The following is a 15,735-nucleotide window of genomic DNA, read 5'->3' as shown; positions in this document are numbered from 1 at the left end:
ATCGGGGCCGCTCGCACGGGCGCTCGCAGCGTCCAACGGACGGGCGGGCGCCGCGGCTTGGGATACGCCACCCAGGCACGTACCTTTCCCATTATTGTTATGCGTGGGTATCCGAGCAGTCCGAAAAGCAAAGTGGCACTTCAAAACGTTTGAAGGCTCTCAAGCCAACCGCACGACAAGTGCGATCGCTATTGCGCCATCGGCGCATGCAGTTCCCTTCATTCCAACCAGACTCGTGGCGTTTACGCCAGCCGGAAGTACGCCTTCCAACCCAGCACATAAGGCCGTAATCGCATCAAAAAAAACAGCCTCGTCGCGCGAGCGACGAGGCTGTTTCATCTCGCTTCAACCGAAGCGCGGTCCAGGCAGCTAAACCATCACACCCGTTCAATCGCGATCGCAATGCCCTGGCCGACGCCGATACACATCGTGCACAACGCAAAACGGCCTTGCGTGCGATGCAGTTGATACATCGCCGTGGTCACCAGACGCGCGCCGCTCATGCCGAGCGGATGGCCCAGTGCGATCGCGCCGCCGTTCGGATTGACGCGGGCGTCGTCGTCGGCCACGCCGAGTGCGCGCAGCACCGCGATGCCTTGCGAAGCGAAGGCCTCGTTCAGTTCGATCACGTCGAATTGATCGATGGTCATGTTCAGACGCGCCAGCAGTTTTTGCGTGGCGGGCGCCGGGCCAATGCCCATCACGCGCGGCGCGACGCCGGCCGTGGCGATACCCAGCACGCGGGCGCGCGGCGTGAGGCCGAAGCGCTTTGCAGTCTCTTCATTCGCGAGCAGCAGCGCCGCCGCGCCGTCGTTCACGCCCGACGCATTGCCTGCCGTGACCGTGCCGTCCGGACGCACCACGCCCTTGAGCTTGGCGAGCGTTTCGAGGCTCGTCTCACGCGGATGCTCGTCTTGCAGCACCGTGATCGGATCACCCTTCTTCTGCGCGATCGTCACGCCGACGATTTCCTGCGCGAGCGTACCGTCGCGTTGCGCGCGCGCCGCTTTCTGCTGGCTGCGCACGGCGAAAGCGTCCTGATCGGCGCGGCTGATGTTGTAGTCGGTGGCGACGTTCTCGCCCGTTTCCGGCATTGAATCGACGCCGTACATTTTCTTCATCAGCGGGTTGACGAAACGCCAGCCGATGGTCGTGTCGTAGATATCGGCCTGGCGCGAAAACGCGGTGGGCGCCTTGCCCATGACGAACGGCGCGCGGCTCATGCTTTCCACGCCGCCCGCCACCATCAACGCGGCCTCGCCCGATTTGATCGCGCGCGCCGCGATGCCGACCGCGTCCATGCCCGAACCGCACAGGCGATTCACCGTCGTGCCCGGCACGCCCTGCGGCAAGCCGGCCAGCAACAGCGACATGCGCGCGACGTTGCGGTTGTCCTCGCCGGCCTGGTTCGCGCATCCGTAGATCACGTCATCGATCGCGTTCCAGTCGACGTCCTTATTGCGCTCCATCAGCGCCTTGAGCGGCACGGCGCCCAGATCGTCGGCGCGCACCGACGACAGCGAACCCGCATAGCGGCCGATGGGGGTGCGAATCGCGTCGCACAGGAATGCTTCGGTCATGTGATGTCTCCAGTTGATGTGCTGCGTGCGCTGCGCCGCGGCCGGATTGCCGGCGTGGCGCGGACCGCACGCACCGGCAAGCGCGACGGGAAGCGGCTGCAAGGCGGCTGTCGCGTCAGTTCAGCTTAGCGCAGGATGATGAACGATGGGCCCGAGAATGCCGCAATTTGTTCTTGATACGAACATACGGTCATATATCGAACAACTAGACACGATAATAGGCGCGTGGCCGAAACCATGTCAAGCGCGGCCAGGCCTGCACCAGGGAATACGTGCAGGCCACAGCCGTTCTTGCAAAGGATCAGACGAATGACGCGCCCGTGCCCGCGGCCCTGTTTTCAAGGCGCCGGCACGGGGCCAAAGACTGCGTGGGGGTGTTTCTAGCGCAGCTGGATATGCTCGTCCTCGATATAGCTGCGGATCACGTCGGCAAAATTGCGCTCACCGCTCAACCCCAACCCTTCGGCGCGCGACGTATCCCACCGCCCCGGCCAGCTACCCACGATCTTCTCGACTCGCGCATCCGGTTCCCACACGATCCGCCCGGCAACCGCGTCGCCCGCGACCTCGCGCAGCGCGGCGACCATCTCGTCGACGCTCACCGAAATGCCCGGCAAATTCAGCACCCGCTGGTTACCGAGCGCGGCGGAATCGAGTTCGAGTCCGGCGATCAGGCTCCCGATCGCCTTGCGCGGCGACAGCAACCACAAGCGCGTCGAGCCCGCGACCGGGCACACCGCCGCTTCGCCGTTCAACGGCTCGCGAATGATGCCGCTCGCGAACGACGACGCCGCCGCATTCGGCTTGCCCGGCCGCACGCTGATGGTGGGCAGCCGCAGCACGCGGCCGTCGACGAAACCGCGCCGTGCGTAATCGTTGAGCAGCAACTCCGCGATCGCCTTCTGGGCGCCATACGACGATTGCGGATTCAACGCGGTGTCGTTCTGCACGACCGCGGGCAACTCGCCGCCGTAGACCGCCACGGAACTCGTGAACAACACGCGCGGCCGGTGGCCACGCTGCCGGCAAGTCTCCAGCAGCAGCCGCGACGCATCCAGATTGATGCGCATGCCGAGATCGAAATCCGCTTCGGCCTGGCCGCTCACGATCGCGGCCAGATGGAAGATCGCCGAGGTCTGGTCGTCGATCACGCGCTCGAGCACGCTGCGCTCGGCAATGTCGCCCACTTCCGTGCGCACGCGGCTGTCGCCGAAATCGTTGGCTTGCACCACGTCGAGAAGGACCAGTTCGGTGATCGCTTGCGGTGTGCCTTGCGTGTCTTTCAGGGAACCCCGCGCGAGCAGTTCACGCGCGAGACGCTGGCCGAGAAAACCCGCACCGCCGGTAATCAATACTTTCATGATGAGTTTCGTCCTTGTTAGCGGGTCGCGTTCAGATACGGTTTGAACCAGCCGAGGCCGGCCGAGGTGCTCGCACGCGGCCGGTATTCGCAGCCGATGTAGCCGTCGTAGCCGAGCGAGTCGATCAGTTCGAGCAGATAGGGATAGTTCAGCTCGCCCGTGTCGGGTTCATGCCGTTCCGGCACGCCGGCGATCTGGATATGGCCGATGCCGGCCATATCGCGTTTGAGTTTCACCGCGAGGTCGCCTTCGACGATCTGACAGTGGTAGCAATCGAACTGCACCTTGAGGTTCGGCGCGCCGACTTCCGCGCAGATCGCTTGCGCCTCGTCCTGACGGGTCAGAAAGAAGCCCGGCATGTCGCGCGTATTGATCGGCTCGATCACGACGGTGATGCCTTCGGCCTGCGCGGCCTTGGCGGCATGCGCGAGATTGCTCAGGTACACCTCGCGATGTTTGGCGCGCGGCTGATCCGCGCCGATCAGGCCGGCCATCACATGCAGCTTGCGATTGCCGATCACGCGCGTGTAGTCGAGCGCGGTGTCGATGCCGCGACGGAATTCGTCTTCGCGGCCGGGCAGCGAGGCAATGCCGCGCTCGCCGCCGGCCCAGTCGCCGGGCGGCGCATTGAAGAGCGCTTGCGTCAGACCGCTCGCGTCAAGCCGCGCCTTGATCTCGTCGGCGCGGAAATCGTAGGGGAACAGAAACTCGACCGCTTCGAAGCCGTCTTGTGCCGCGGCGGCGAAACGGTCGAGGAAAGCGTGCTCGTTGTACATCATCGTGAGGTTGGCGGCGAAGCGAGGCATGGCAGCGACTCCTTGAAAACGGTTTGATGCGGTGCGCGGCAGCGACCCATGCCGCGCTTGAGTGTCAATTTATCGGTTGACCAGTTTGGGCGGCGTGAGCCATGTGGCGATCGCGCCGATCACCAGCATGCCGGCCAGCACATACATCCCGGTCTGCGTGCTATGCGTGAGGTCCTTCAGATAGCCGATCATGTAAGGGCTCGCGAAACCCGCGAGATTGCCGATCGAATTGATGATCGCGATGCCAGCCGCGGCCGTCGCGCCCGACATGAACGCAGTGGGCAGCGACCAGAAGAGTGGCGCGCAGGTCAGCACACCGGCGGCGGCCAGCGAGAGAAACGCGATCGACACCACCGTGTTGTCCGCGAACGAAGCCGCCACCGCGAAGCCGACCGCGCCGAACAGCGCCGGCACGATCAGATGCCAGCGGCGTTCACGGCGCTTGTCGGCGCTATGCCCCATCAGATTCATCACGACGACCGCGCACAGAAACGGGATCGCGCTCAGCAGGCCGATATTGAATGCACCCGTTACACCCGTCGATTTGACGAGCGTCGGCATCCAGAACGTCAGGCCGTATTGCCCGGTGACGAACGCGAAATAGATCAGCGACATCCACCACGTGCGCGGATCGCGAAACACCGCGCGGAGCGAATGCTTCTGGGTTTTCTCCTGCGGCTGCGCGGCGGCGATTTCATCGGTGAGCAGGCGCTTTTCGCGTTCGCTCAACCACTTCGCGGCGGCGATACCGTTGTCGAGATACAGGATCGTGGCGATGCCGATCGCGATGGCGGGGATCGCTTCGATCAGGAACATCCATTGCCAGCCCGCGAAACCCGAGCTGTTGTGGAACGTCTGCATGATCCAGCCGGACAGCGGATTGCCGAAGATGCCCGACACCGGTATCGCCGACATGAACACCGCGATGATCTTCGCGCGCCGATGCGACGGGAACCAGTAAGTCAGGTACAGGATCACGCCGGGATAGAAACCGGCTTCGGCGAGGCCGAGCAGGAAGCGCAAGATATAGAACTGCATCGGCGTATTCACGAACACGAACACGGCCGACAGCAAGCCCCACGTGATCATGATCCGCGCGATCCAGATGCGCGCGCCGAGCTTGTGCATCAGAATGTTGCTCGGCAATTCGAACAGAAAATAACCGATGAAGAACACGCCGGCGCCGAGACCGAACACCGTTTCGCTGAACGCCAGGTCCTGCGACATTTGCAGTTTCGCGAAGCCGACATTCACGCGGTCCAGATAGGCGACCACATAGCACAGCATCAGAAACGGGACGATGCGCCAGAACACTTTCTTATACGTGCGCTCGACTTCGGCGGCGCCGGGTTGTCCCGCGGCGTCTGCTGCAATGGGGCGGCTGGATGCGGTCTGATACGAACTCATGCATTGTCTCCTTGAATGGATGGCCCGGCGCGGCGCATCGAGCGCAGCCTGGCTTTGTTATGTCGGTTTCCCCTACCAGCGCGCGCCGAACACGGTGCGCAGTTCTTCGAGTGCGGCTTCGTCGAGCGGTGCGGGCCGCGGATTCGTCATCAACCATAAACGCGCGGTCTCTTCGAGTTCTTCGAGCGCATACGCGGCTTGCGCCACTGAACGCTCCCACACCACCGGACCGAGACGTTCGAGCAGCACGGCGCGAACGCTGTCGGCGAGCGCGGCGATCTGTTCGGCGACTTGCGGGTCGCCTGGCCGCTTGTAACGAATCAGGGGGACGTGGCCCACTTTCATCACGTAGTACGGCGTGATGGGCGGCAGCACGTCGGTTTCGCGCCAGACGCCCGCGAGCGTCAGCGCGACCAGATGGGTCGAATGGGTGTGGACGATGCCGCGGGCTTCGCCGCTGCGCGCATAGATGCCGCGATGCAGCGCCAGCGTTTTCGACGGCCGCCCGCCGGACACCGCGTTGCCGTCGAGATCGACCTTGGCGATATCGGCGGGATCGAGCCGGCCGAGGCAGGCATCGGTCGGCGTGATCAGCCAGCCGTCGTCGAGACGCGCGCTGATGTTGCCGGCGGTGCCCACCGTGTAGCCGCGTTGATAGAGACTCGCGCCGGTCACGCAGATTTCCTCGCGGACACGCGCTTCGTCCGTCGTATGGAGTGCGGGCGCGCCGGTCATTGCGCGGCTCCGTTCAGATGACGCAGCGCCTTCTCGAAGAAGTCGGTCGTGCCGAAGTTGCCGGATTTCAGTGCGAGCGCGAGCGGCTCGGCGCCGGTCGTGGCGGTGGCCGGTACGCCGGGATCGATCTGCGCGCCGATGCGCAGCGTGTGCACGTCGAGCGCCTGCACAACCGCGCCCGAGGTCTCGCCGCCCGCCACCACGAACTTGCGCACGCCGCGCTCGCGCAGACCGCGAGCGATCGACGCCAACGTGTTTTCAACCAGGTGCCCTGCTTCATTCACCCCGAGCTGACGTTGTACCGCCTTGACTTCGTCGGGCGTGGCGGTGGCATAGATCAGCATGGGCTCGGCTTTGTCGAGGTGCGGCTGGGCGAAAGCCAGCGCCTGCTCGACGACGTTCTCGCCACGCGCAGCCGCGAGCGGATCGACACGGAACGCGGGCCGTGTCGAGCGCCACTCCGCGACCTGGGCGTTGGTCGCTTTGGACGCGCTGCCGGCCAGCACCGCCGACAATCCGTTCACCTGAGGCAATTGCGCGGCATCGCCCTGCTCCTTCAGCAAACCCGCGCGGCGGAAGTTGGCCGGCAAACCCAGCGCGACGCCGGAACCGCCGGTAATCAGCGTGAGATCGGCGCAGGCTTCGCCGAGTATGTAGAGGTCAGCATCGGACACTGCATCGGCAATCGCCATGCGCACGCCTTCGTTACGCAACGTATCGAAAGAGTCGCGCACAGCCGACACGCCTTGCGCCACGGCGTCATAACGCACGAGCCCGACCTTCGATCGGGTCTGACGTTGCAGCACGCTCACGAGGTTCGCGTCGCGCATCGGCGTAAGCGGATGGTTTTCCATGCCCGACGCGTTGAGCAACGTGTCGCCGACGAACAGATGGCCGCGAAAGATCGTGCGGCCGTTCTCGGGAAAGGCCGGACAGGCTATCGTGAACACGCTGGCGTTGCCGTCCGCGGATAACGCGTCGAGCAATGCATCCGTCACCGGGCCGATATTGCCCGCGTCGGTCGAATCGAAGGTCGAGCAGTATTTGAAGAAGAACTGCCGGCAGCCTTGCGCGCGCAACCAGTCGAGCGCGGCGAGCGATTGCGCGACCGCGTCGTCAGCGGGAATGGTGCGCGATTTCAACGCAACCACTAGCGCGTCAGCCTCGAGCGTTTCGTTCGATGCGGGCACGCCGATAGTCTGCACCGTGCGCATGCCGCCGCGCACCAGCATGTTGGCGAGATCGGTGGCGCCGGTGAAGTCGTCGGCGATGCAGCCGAGCAGCGCGCGTTTCGTGTTTGCCGTCATGGTGCTCTCCTGCTTACTTTGCCGCCGGCACGTCGATGCCGGGGAAAATCTTGATCACCGCGGAATCGTCTTCACCACCGTGACCGGCCGTGGACGCCATCATGAACATCTGATGCGCCGCCGCCGACAGCGGCAGCGGGAATTTCGAGCGACGCGCGGTGTCGAGCACGAGGCCGAGATCCTTGACGAAAATATCGACGGCCGAAAGCGGCGTGTAGTCGCCGTTCAGAATGTGCGGCACGCGGTTTTCGAACATCCACGAATTGCCCGCGCTGTGTGTGATGACCTCATACAGCGCGTCCGGATCCACGCCTTCGCGCAGGCCGAGCGCCATCGCCTCGGCGGCCACCGCGATATGCACGCCGGCCAGCAGCTGATTGATGATTTTCACTTTCGACCCTGCACCATGCTCGGCACCGAGGCGGTACACCTTGCCGGCCATCGCGGCCAGCACGTCCTCGCACGCGGCATAGGCGGCCGCGGGACCGGACGTCATCATGGTCATCTCGCCGGAGGCCGCGCGCGCCGCGCCGCCCGAGACCGGTGCGTCGAGCATCTGCAAACCGGCGGCCTCGATGCGCTTGCCGAGTTCGATCGCGAAGTCCGGCGCCACGGTCGCGCTGGCGATTACCACGCCGCCCTTCTTCATCGCCGCGACCGCGCCCTGCTCGCCGAACAGCACCGCTTCGGTTTGCGCGGCATTCACGACCAGCGTGACGACCACCTCGCACTGCGCGCCGAGTTCGGCTGGCGTCGCGCAACCCACGCCGCCTTCCGCGACGAACGCGTTCAGGACGTCGCTCCGCAGATCGCACGCATGGACCCGCAGGCCCGCGCGCAGCAGCGAGCGCGCGACACCCAGGCCCATTGCACCAAGACCGATGACACCGACATTTCTGGACATGCTTGACCTCTATGAATTCGTTGGGCGCTCGCGCCTGAAGCTGAGCACCGACGCTCAGCAGTAAAGCTCAGCAAATCCCCGCTTCCGCGAGACGCCGTGCCGCGTTGTACATATGAGTTCGCGCCGCATTGCGCGCCGCCATCGGATCGCCTGCGCGAATCGCCGCTGCGATCGCCGCATGCTCTTCGCGCACCTGCCGCGAGAAGTCCTCGCGCAACGCTTCGTTGCGGCGCGTGACGACCGTGCCGGCTTCGAGGTACTGATTCAGAAATGTGAGGGTTTTCAGGAAATACGGATTGCCGGTGGCCGCCGCGATCGCGCGATGGAACGCGACGTCTTCAGCCACGCCGTCCTCGCCTTCGGCCACCGCCTCGTCGATCTTCGCGAGCGCTGCGTCGATCGACATCATGTCGGCGTCGCTGCGGCGCATGGCGGCCTCCGACGCGACTTCCGCTTCAATCGCCCGCCGCAACGCGAGAATCTGCACCACCGAGCCGGGCTCGACCGCTTCCGCGTAGTCGATACGCAGCGGCCGGAACGTGCCGTGCGCGGCGACGAACACGCCGCTGCCCTGACGCGGCTCGACCACGCCTTCGTTCTTCAGCCGCGAGATCGCCTCGCGGATCACCGTGCGGCTCACGCCGAACTGCTGCGCGAGCACAGCCTCGGTCGGCAGCTTGCCGCCGCGCTCGAAGGTGCCTTTGTCGATCTGCTTGAGCAGCTGCTGTGCGACGGTGTCGCTCAACGCTCTCGCAGGAATCTTGTCGAACATCGATGCCTCGATTGATCATGTTATCGGGTCATCATACAAATTTCGGATACCGCCTGCATCCATGCAAACCCTGGGATTTTTGTGCATCCGGCGGCAAAGTTGGCGAAACAGAAGGCTTAAGCTATCGTCACGCCTTTAGCGCGCCGCGCGGGAATTCAAGCGCGGCGCGGTCCGCACCTCCTCGAACGCATCCTTCAAGGCCCATGAGCAAAGCCCTGCCGCCGTCTTCCGCCGTTCCCGTCAGCGCCGAACCGGCCCCGGACAAACCGGGCGACTCATATGTGCAGTCGTTCGCGCGCGGCCTCGCCGTGATCCGCGCGTTCGACGCCACGCGCCCCGAACAGACGCTCACCGACGTCGCCGCCGCCGCCGGCCTGACGCGCGCCGGCGCGCGCCGCATCTTGCTCACCCTGCAGACGCTCGGCTACGTGGAGGCCGAAGGGCGCCTGTTCCGCCTCACGCCGAAAATTCTCGACCTCGGCTTCGCGTATCTGACCTCCATGCCGTTCTGGAATCTCGCCGAGCCGGTCATGGAGCAACTGTCGGCGCAGGTTCACGAGAGCTGCTCGGCGGCCGTGCTCGACCGCACCGAGATCGTCTACGTGCTGCGCGTGCCGACTCACAAGATCATGACCATCAACCTGTCGATCGGCAGCCGCCTGCCGGCCTATTGCACGTCGATGGGCCGCGTGCTGCTCGCCGCGCTCGACGACGAAACGCTCGAGGCGACCTTGAGTTCGACGCCGCTCTACGCGCACACGCCGCGCACGGTCACCGACAAGGAAGAGTTGAAGAAGCTGATCGCGCAGGTGCGCCGCCAGGGCTGGGCGATCGTCGATCAGGAGCTGGAAGGCGGGCTGATTTCGCTGTCCGCGCCGATCCGCAATCGTCAGGGACGCGTGATCGCCGCGATGAACATCAGCGGCAATGCGCAGCGCAATTCGGCCAGGCAGATGGTGAAGGCGTTTCTGGAACCGCTGCAACACGCCGCGCAAACCGTCTCGGAGATGGTGGCACGGCGCGGCTAATCCCGGCGGCGGGCGCCGCGCAATGATGGCGCCCCGTTCGAGCAATCAATCGATCGGCTGATCGGCTGTTTCCTTCAGCATCGAGACCGCGATCAACGACACCACGACGCACGCCGCCACATAACCGGCCGGCGCGAGCTTGCTGCCGGTCAGCTTGATCAGCCACGTCGCGACGAGCTGCGCGGTGCCGCCGAATACACACACGCTCAACGCATACGCGATCGAAATGCCGGTAGCGCGCACGCGCCGCGGAAACGACTCGCACATCAAGGCAAATTCCGACGCCGAGCCCATCGAGTAGAACAGCAGCATCAGCGCGGTCAGCGACATGATGACGGGCAACTGCGGAAAACGGTTGATCAGCATGAAGGCCGGGAACAGCAGCAGCACCAGCACGCCGCGTCCGAACAGGATCGGCCGCTTGCGGCTGCCGATGCGATCCGACAGCATGCCGAACAGCGGGCACGTGATCAGCATCACGAAGCCCGAGGCGACGCCGACCAGCATCGACAGCGACATCGGCAGGCCGAGCGTATGGATCGCGTAGGTCGGCATGTAGAAGGTCAGGATGTAGGTCGAGACCGTGCCGCCCATCACCGTCAGCGTGATCAATATGAGCGGGCGCAAATGGCTAGTGAAGAGTTCGTGCAGCACGCCGCGTTCGATGGCGTGGCTGTGCGCGCTGGCCGCGTCGTCCGCCAGACGGCGGCGCAGATACATGCCGACCGGCGCGATCAGCACGCCGAGCAGGAACGGAATACGCCAACCCCAGCTTTCCAGCGAGTCTTTCGGCAACGCGCCCGACAACGCCGCCGCGATGCCCGAGCCCATCAGCGCCGCGCCGCCTTGCGTGGCGAGTTGCCAGCTCGCGCGAAAGCCGCGCCGCGTGCCGCCGCCCTGTTCGAGCAGCGTGGACGTGGCCGCGCCGAACTCGCCGCCTTGCGAGAAGCCTTGCACGAGACGCGCCAGCACGATCAGCAAAGGCGCGGCGAGACCGATTTGCGCATAGGTCGGCGCGATCGCGATCAGGCCGGTGCTCACCGCCATCAGCATGATGGTCAGGTTGAGCGCGGCTTTGCGGCCCTTGCGGTCCGCGTACACACCGAGCATGACGCTGCCCAGCGGCCGCGTGATGAAGCCCGCCGCGAACGTCGCCACCGACAACAGCAACGAGGTGGTCGGATCCGCCGACGGGAAATACAGCTTGCCGATGATCACGGCAAAAAAGCCGTACACGGTGAAGTCGAAGAACTCGAGCCAGTTGCCGATCACCGCGGCGGCGATCGCGCCGCGGCTGGCGGGCCGGCTCGCCTGAACGGCGTGGCTCGCATTGGTCGTGGTACTCATCGCGTGGTCTTCCTCGTCGTTATGGTTGTGGGGGCTGGCTGACTGCGGCGTGGCTTGCAGGCTCGATCACTGGCCCAGATAGCGCTCCACCAGCCGCGTCCAGAACGCCGCGCCGACTGGCAGATTGCGGTCGTTGAAGTCGTAGTGCGGGTTGTGCACCATGCAGCCGTCTTCGCCCGCCCCGTTGCCGATCCGCAGGAACGTGCCCGGCCGTTTCTGCAGCATGAACGCAAAGTCTTCGCTGCCCATCAGGATGTCGGTCTGCGCGACCACCTTGTCGTCGCCGACCAGTTCGCGGGCCACCTCCACCGCGAAATCCGTTTCGGCATCCGAATTGACCACGACCGGATAGCCTTCGATGTACTCCACCACCGCCTTGCCGCCATAGCTCGCGGCCTGCGATTCGGCGAGCTCGGTAATGCGTTTCTTGAGCAACGCGCGCACTTCGGGGCTGAACGAACGCACGCTCAGCTCCAGCTTCGCGCTGCTCGAAATCACGTTGTTCGCGGTGCCCGCATGCATCGAGCCGACCGTCACCACCGCCGGTTGCGACGGATCGACATTGCGCGCGACGATCGTCTGCAATGCCATCACGATGCTCGCCGCCACCACGACCGGATCGACCGTCAGATGCGGACGCGCCGCGTGGCCGCCGACGCCCTCGATCGTGATGATCGCCTTGTCGCCCGCCGACATGAACGGCCCTTTGCGGAACAGCAGCACGCCCGGCTCTTCACCGGGATGGTTGTGCACGCCGAACACGGCGTCGCAGGGGAAGCGCTCGAACAGGCCGTCGTTGATCATCTTCAGCGCGCCGCTGTCGATGCCGCTCTCCTCGGCCGGCTGGAAGTACAGATGCACCGTGCCCGAAAAATTGCGCGTGGCCGCGAGCCGTTGCGCGGCCCCGAGCAGCATCGTCGTATGGCCGTCGTGGCCGCATGCGTGCATCTTGCCGTGCGTGCCGCTCGCATACGGCAGGCCGGTTTGTTCGATGATCGGCAGCGCGTCCATGTCGGCGCGAATGCCGATGCTGCGCTTGCCGTCGCCCACCTTCAGCGTGCCCACCACGCCCGTCTGGCCGACCCCGCGCGTGACCTGCCAACCCCATTGCTCGAGCTTGTCGGCGACCAGCGCGCTCGTCTGGTGTTCCTCGTAGGCCAGTTCCGGATGGTGGTGGATGTGATGGCGAATCTCGCGCAGGCTCTCGGCGGCGGGCGCCAGGTCGGACACTTCGGTAAAACGCGCGGCTTCGCTCATCTCTAGGGCTCCATGGATTCAGGCCGCATGAAAATGCGGCAAACAGGCGAGCACTATAGCCACGCCGTTTTGTTCGAATAAGATGCTGTTTTTTTCACCCCGATTAACAACCGTTATATACGGGATTACCCCAATGAAGCTGCAGCAGTTGCAAGCGTTCGTCGCCGCCGCCCATCATCGTAGTTTGCGCGCCGCCGCGCGCGAGCTCGGTGTGACGCAACCGGCCGTCACGCATACGATCCGCGAACTCGAAAGCGCGCTGAATGCCGAGTTGATGGTGCGCAGCGTGCGCGGCATCGAATTGACGGCATGCGGGCTCGCTTTGCTGCCGCGCGCCGAGCAGTTGCTGGGCGATATGCGGCGCACGGTCGAAGCCGTCGAACAGGTGAAGGGAGAACTGGCCGGCAAGGTGAGCGTGGGCACCATGCCGTCGATCGCGCTCACGGCGCTACCGCATGCGGTCTCGAAGTTTCGCCGGGCGATGCCGCTCGTCAATCTGCATCTGGAAGAAGTGACGATCCCGGACGCCGTCGCGCGTTTGCGCAACGGCGCGCTGGATATCGCGGCGATCCATCACGTGCAGGCGCTCGACAGCGATCTGGTGCAAGCGCCGCTCTACTCGACGCAGTTTGTCGTGGCCATGCGCGCGGGGCATCCGCTTGCCAATGTGACGCGCCTGCATGAGTTGCTCGACGCGGAGTGGATCGTGACCGTGGGCGCCGATCACTTTCCGCACAGCGTGATGATGGCAATGTTCAACGCGCACGGCTTGCCGGTGCCGAAGCGGCTGGTGCGGGCGCCGTCGTCGTTCGCGGTGACGCTCGGCCTGGTGTCGCAAACCGATGTGATCGGCTGCTTCACGCGGCCGCTTGCGCAGATGGTCGCGCCGCTCGGCATTCGCGTCGCGCAGATCGAGGAGGCGCTGCCGAGCTACGATCTCAGCATCATTTCGCGGCGCGATCTGTTGCCGACGCCGGCCGTGCTGCAGTTCGTGTCCTGTCTACAGGAGGCGACGCGCGAGCACATGGCGGCGGCCGGATAGTACGGCTTACTGAACGTCGGCTTCCGCCTTCAGGAACGCAATCAACGCATGCCCGGCTTCGTCCAGCTCGCCTGAATTGTCGATCGTGGTGCAGCGCACGCCATCCGGCAACGAGAACGGCGCGCGGCGCGCGAGCCGCGCCGCCACCTGTTCCGCCGACTCGCGCGCCCGCGCGCCGAGCCGGGCTTCGAGAATATGCGGCGCGGCGTCCACGTGCACGACCTCCGTGTTCGGATAGCGCGCCAACGTGTGCTGCAAATGCTGGCGCGAGCCATTGACGACCACCGTGCAGCCGCGTGCAAGCCACGCATCGAGTTCGATACCGATGCCATAGCGCAGCGAGTGGCTCGACCATTCGAGCGCGAACAGGCCGAGCACGGAACGCGCCGCGAACTCTTCGACGCTCAATGCCACATGCGCCTCACCATTGCCGCTCGGCCGCGTGATGTAGCGATGCGCGAACAGAATCGGCTCGCCCATCAAGTGCTTGCGCGCGAACTCCAGCAACGAATCCTTGCCCGCGCCGGACGGCCCCATTACGTAGATCAAACGACCTGTCATTGTTATTTCACCTCGTCGGTCCGGAACGGCACACGTTGCCACAATACGAACGGCTCGCCGGGCGCCGGTTCGACGAAGAGCGCGGCGTGATCGACAAGCAACGGCCCGAGCGCGGACATTCGCGCTTGCCACCATGCGACCAGCGTGGCGCGCTCCTGCGCATCGGCGAGCGAACTGGAGAGCGTCATGTGAAAACGGAATTCGTCGAACACGTACGGATAACCCCATTCGATCAGCAGCGCGCGTTGCCGTTCGCTGAGCGGGGCCGCCAAACGGCGCGCCAGGTCGGCCGCGGATTGCCGCGCGCGTAAGGCATCGAGCGTTTGCAACGCACTCGTGGCCACGTCGCGAATGCCGGCTTCGCCTGGCGCATCGGCAGGCCGCAATGCAACGAAATCGCCGAGCGTCGCGGCTTCCACCGGCAACGCGAATGCGCTTTGCGTCTGCGCCCATTCACGCGTGGCTTGCAATACGTGTGCCTGCGTCACGCCGTCGGCGAGTCGAAACGGCGCGACCAGTGTGCCGTGCCAACCGTAGCGGCGCGGCGCTTCGGTGAGTTCTGCGAGGGGACGCGTCAAGTCGGGAGGTTGCGGCGCTTCGCACCGCTCGCCGCTCTCCGCGTCGCGCGCTAGCCACGCCGACCCGGCCTGCCACCACGCCGATTCACGCGACGGCGCGTAATACACAGCGAAACGAGCCTCGGCGCTCCATTCCACGCCGCTCATAAGTCGTGCTCCACCAGCAGTTGCACGCGGTCGGCGGCAAAGTGCGTGAAGCCGTATTTGACCGGCGTGCCTTGCAGATCGACATCGACGTTTTCGACCCACAGCACCGGTTGCTGACGGTTGATATTCAAACGCCGCGCCACCTCCGGCTCGGGCAACACGCTGCCGATACGGCTCCACTTGCGCAGATAGTCGTTCACGCCGAATTCCGCCATGGCCTTGGTGATGCCGCCGGTGCGCTCCAGCACTTCCGGCAGATCCGCGAAACGCGCCGCGGGATACCAGTTGCGCGCGAACGTAAGCGGCACGCCGTCGGATTCATGCAGCGATTCGATCCGATAAACCGAAGCACCGGCGCGCAGACTCAGCGCCTTCGCGACGCTCGGCTCGGCCTTCACGCGCGCGGCCGACAACATCGTGCCCGCCGCCGCGTGATGCTGCTGGCGCAAGTTTTCTGTAAACCGCGTGCGGCGGCCAATCGTATAGTCGATGGCGCCGGGTTGCACGAAGGTGCCGCGCCCCTGCTCGACGCTGACGAGGCCTAGCGCCGCAAGACCCAGCATGGCCCGGCGCACGGTATGCCGGTTCACGTCGAAGCGTTTGGCGAGTTCGCCCTCGCTCGGCAGGCGCCCTTCTTCGCCGAAGCCGCTGGCGGCGATTTCCGCCGCCAGGATCTGCTCGATCTGCCGCCACACGGCAACGCCCGCGCCGCGTTCGAGCATCGTGCCCGGCGTCGCGTTGTCGTTCGATGTCATGGTGCTGTCATTCCCTTGGGTTCAAATATTCGCTATGACGTGCATTGTAGTGCGCAAGCCGTGATGGAAATATGAAACGGCCGTCATGCGCTACACGGCTCGACAAGCATACCCCTAAACGTCTAGACGTTTAGATGAATAGATGGTC

At 64.9% G+C, this 15,735-nt stretch carries 15 protein-coding genes; 2 read left to right on the top strand and 13 right to left on the bottom strand.

Annotated elements, in window-relative coordinates; translation table 11 throughout:
* Positions 1-377: 377 nt before the first annotated feature.
* The 8 genes from pcaF to PQR32_RS00785 all read right to left on the bottom strand — a co-directional run bounded on the left by pcaF (position 378) and on the right by PQR32_RS00785 (position 8,872).
* Entirely contained in the window at positions 378-1,580 is a 1,203-nt protein-coding gene (pcaF, locus tag PQR32_RS00820) for a 3-oxoadipyl-CoA thiolase (RefSeq protein ID WP_408221685.1), read from the bottom strand.
* A gap of 380 nt (positions 1,581-1,960) precedes the next feature.
* Positions 1,961-2,941 carry a D-erythronate dehydrogenase gene (denD, locus tag PQR32_RS00815; protein ID WP_408221684.1) on the bottom strand — a complete coding sequence of 327 codons (981 nt, stop codon included), beginning with the start codon at positions 2,939-2,941 and terminating at the stop codon, positions 1,961-1,963.
* A 17-nt stretch (positions 2,942-2,958) separates the two neighbouring features.
* Positions 2,959-3,747, bottom strand: coding sequence for a 2-oxo-tetronate isomerase (gene otnI, locus PQR32_RS00810; protein ID WP_408221683.1), 789 nt, complete (start codon positions 3,745-3,747; stop codon positions 2,959-2,961).
* Positions 3,748-3,816: 69 nt separating this feature from the next.
* Positions 3,817-5,154 carry an MFS transporter gene (locus PQR32_RS00805; protein ID WP_408221682.1) on the bottom strand — a complete coding sequence of 446 codons (1,338 nt, stop codon included), beginning with the start codon at positions 5,152-5,154 and terminating at the stop codon, positions 3,817-3,819.
* 72 nt (positions 5,155-5,226) lie between these two features.
* The gene (otnC, locus tag PQR32_RS00800) at positions 5,227-5,889 is read right to left on the bottom strand and encodes a 3-oxo-tetronate 4-phosphate decarboxylase (RefSeq protein WP_408221681.1); all 663 of its coding nucleotides are present in this window, start codon (positions 5,887-5,889) and stop codon (positions 5,227-5,229) included.
* The gene (gene otnK / locus PQR32_RS00795) at positions 5,886-7,196 is read right to left on the bottom strand and encodes a 3-oxo-tetronate kinase (RefSeq protein ID WP_408221680.1); all 1,311 of its coding nucleotides are present in this window, start codon (positions 7,194-7,196) and stop codon (positions 5,886-5,888) included. Before otnK ends, otnC begins: the two co-directional genes overlap by 4 nt.
* Positions 7,197-7,209: 13 nt before the next feature.
* Entirely contained in the window at positions 7,210-8,100 is an 891-nt protein-coding gene (gene ltnD, locus PQR32_RS00790; RefSeq protein WP_408221679.1) for an L-threonate dehydrogenase, read from the bottom strand.
* Between the two features lie 67 nt (positions 8,101-8,167).
* Positions 8,168-8,872 carry a FadR/GntR family transcriptional regulator gene (locus PQR32_RS00785; RefSeq protein WP_408221678.1) on the bottom strand — a complete coding sequence of 235 codons (705 nt, stop codon included), beginning with the start codon at positions 8,870-8,872 and terminating at the stop codon, positions 8,168-8,170.
* Between the two features lie 203 nt (positions 8,873-9,075).
* On the opposite strand from PQR32_RS00785, the gene PQR32_RS00780 reads away from it, so the two are divergent.
* Entirely contained in the window at positions 9,076-9,900 is an 825-nt protein-coding gene (locus tag PQR32_RS00780) for an IclR family transcriptional regulator (protein WP_408221677.1), read from the top strand.
* Between the two features lie 45 nt (positions 9,901-9,945).
* On the opposite strand, the gene PQR32_RS00775 is transcribed toward PQR32_RS00780, so the two are convergent.
* Complete coding sequence (locus PQR32_RS00775) at positions 9,946-11,247, bottom strand: MFS transporter (protein ID WP_408221676.1); 1,302 nt, start codon at positions 11,245-11,247, stop codon at positions 9,946-9,948.
* 66 nt (positions 11,248-11,313) lie between these two features.
* Positions 11,314-12,504, bottom strand: coding sequence for a M20 aminoacylase family protein (locus PQR32_RS00770; RefSeq protein WP_408221675.1), 1,191 nt, complete (start codon positions 12,502-12,504; stop codon positions 11,314-11,316).
* A gap of 133 nt (positions 12,505-12,637) precedes the next feature.
* Here PQR32_RS00770 and PQR32_RS00765 point away from each other — a divergent pair, with 133 nt between their 5' ends.
* Positions 12,638-13,546, top strand: a complete 909-nt coding sequence (locus PQR32_RS00765; RefSeq protein WP_408221674.1) for a LysR family transcriptional regulator — start codon at positions 12,638-12,640, stop codon at positions 13,544-13,546.
* Positions 13,547-13,552: 6 nt separating this feature from the next.
* On the opposite strand, the gene phnN is transcribed toward PQR32_RS00765, so the two are convergent.
* From phnN to phnF, 3 genes are read right to left on the bottom strand one after another with little or no spacing between them, the layout of a single operon-like run.
* Entirely contained in the window at positions 13,553-14,107 is a 555-nt protein-coding gene (phnN, locus tag PQR32_RS00760; protein WP_408221673.1) for a phosphonate metabolism protein/1,5-bisphosphokinase (PRPP-forming) PhnN, read from the bottom strand.
* A gap of 2 nt (positions 14,108-14,109) precedes the next feature.
* Positions 14,110-14,832, bottom strand: a complete 723-nt coding sequence (locus PQR32_RS00755; protein ID WP_408221672.1) for a DUF1045 domain-containing protein — start codon at positions 14,830-14,832, stop codon at positions 14,110-14,112.
* Positions 14,829-15,587 (bottom strand): phosphonate metabolism transcriptional regulator PhnF, encoded by a 759-nt coding sequence (phnF, locus tag PQR32_RS00750; RefSeq protein ID WP_106304879.1) that lies wholly within the window; start codon positions 15,585-15,587, stop codon positions 14,829-14,831. The genes PQR32_RS00755 and phnF overlap by 4 nt, the downstream gene beginning before the upstream one ends.
* Positions 15,588-15,735 lie beyond the last annotated feature (148 nt).

Source organism: Paraburkholderia dipogonis (assembly GCF_046027395.1).
Classification (GTDB): domain Bacteria; phylum Pseudomonadota; class Gammaproteobacteria; order Burkholderiales; family Burkholderiaceae; genus Paraburkholderia; species Paraburkholderia dipogonis_A.
This window is presented reverse-complemented; position numbering and strand designations above follow the sequence as displayed.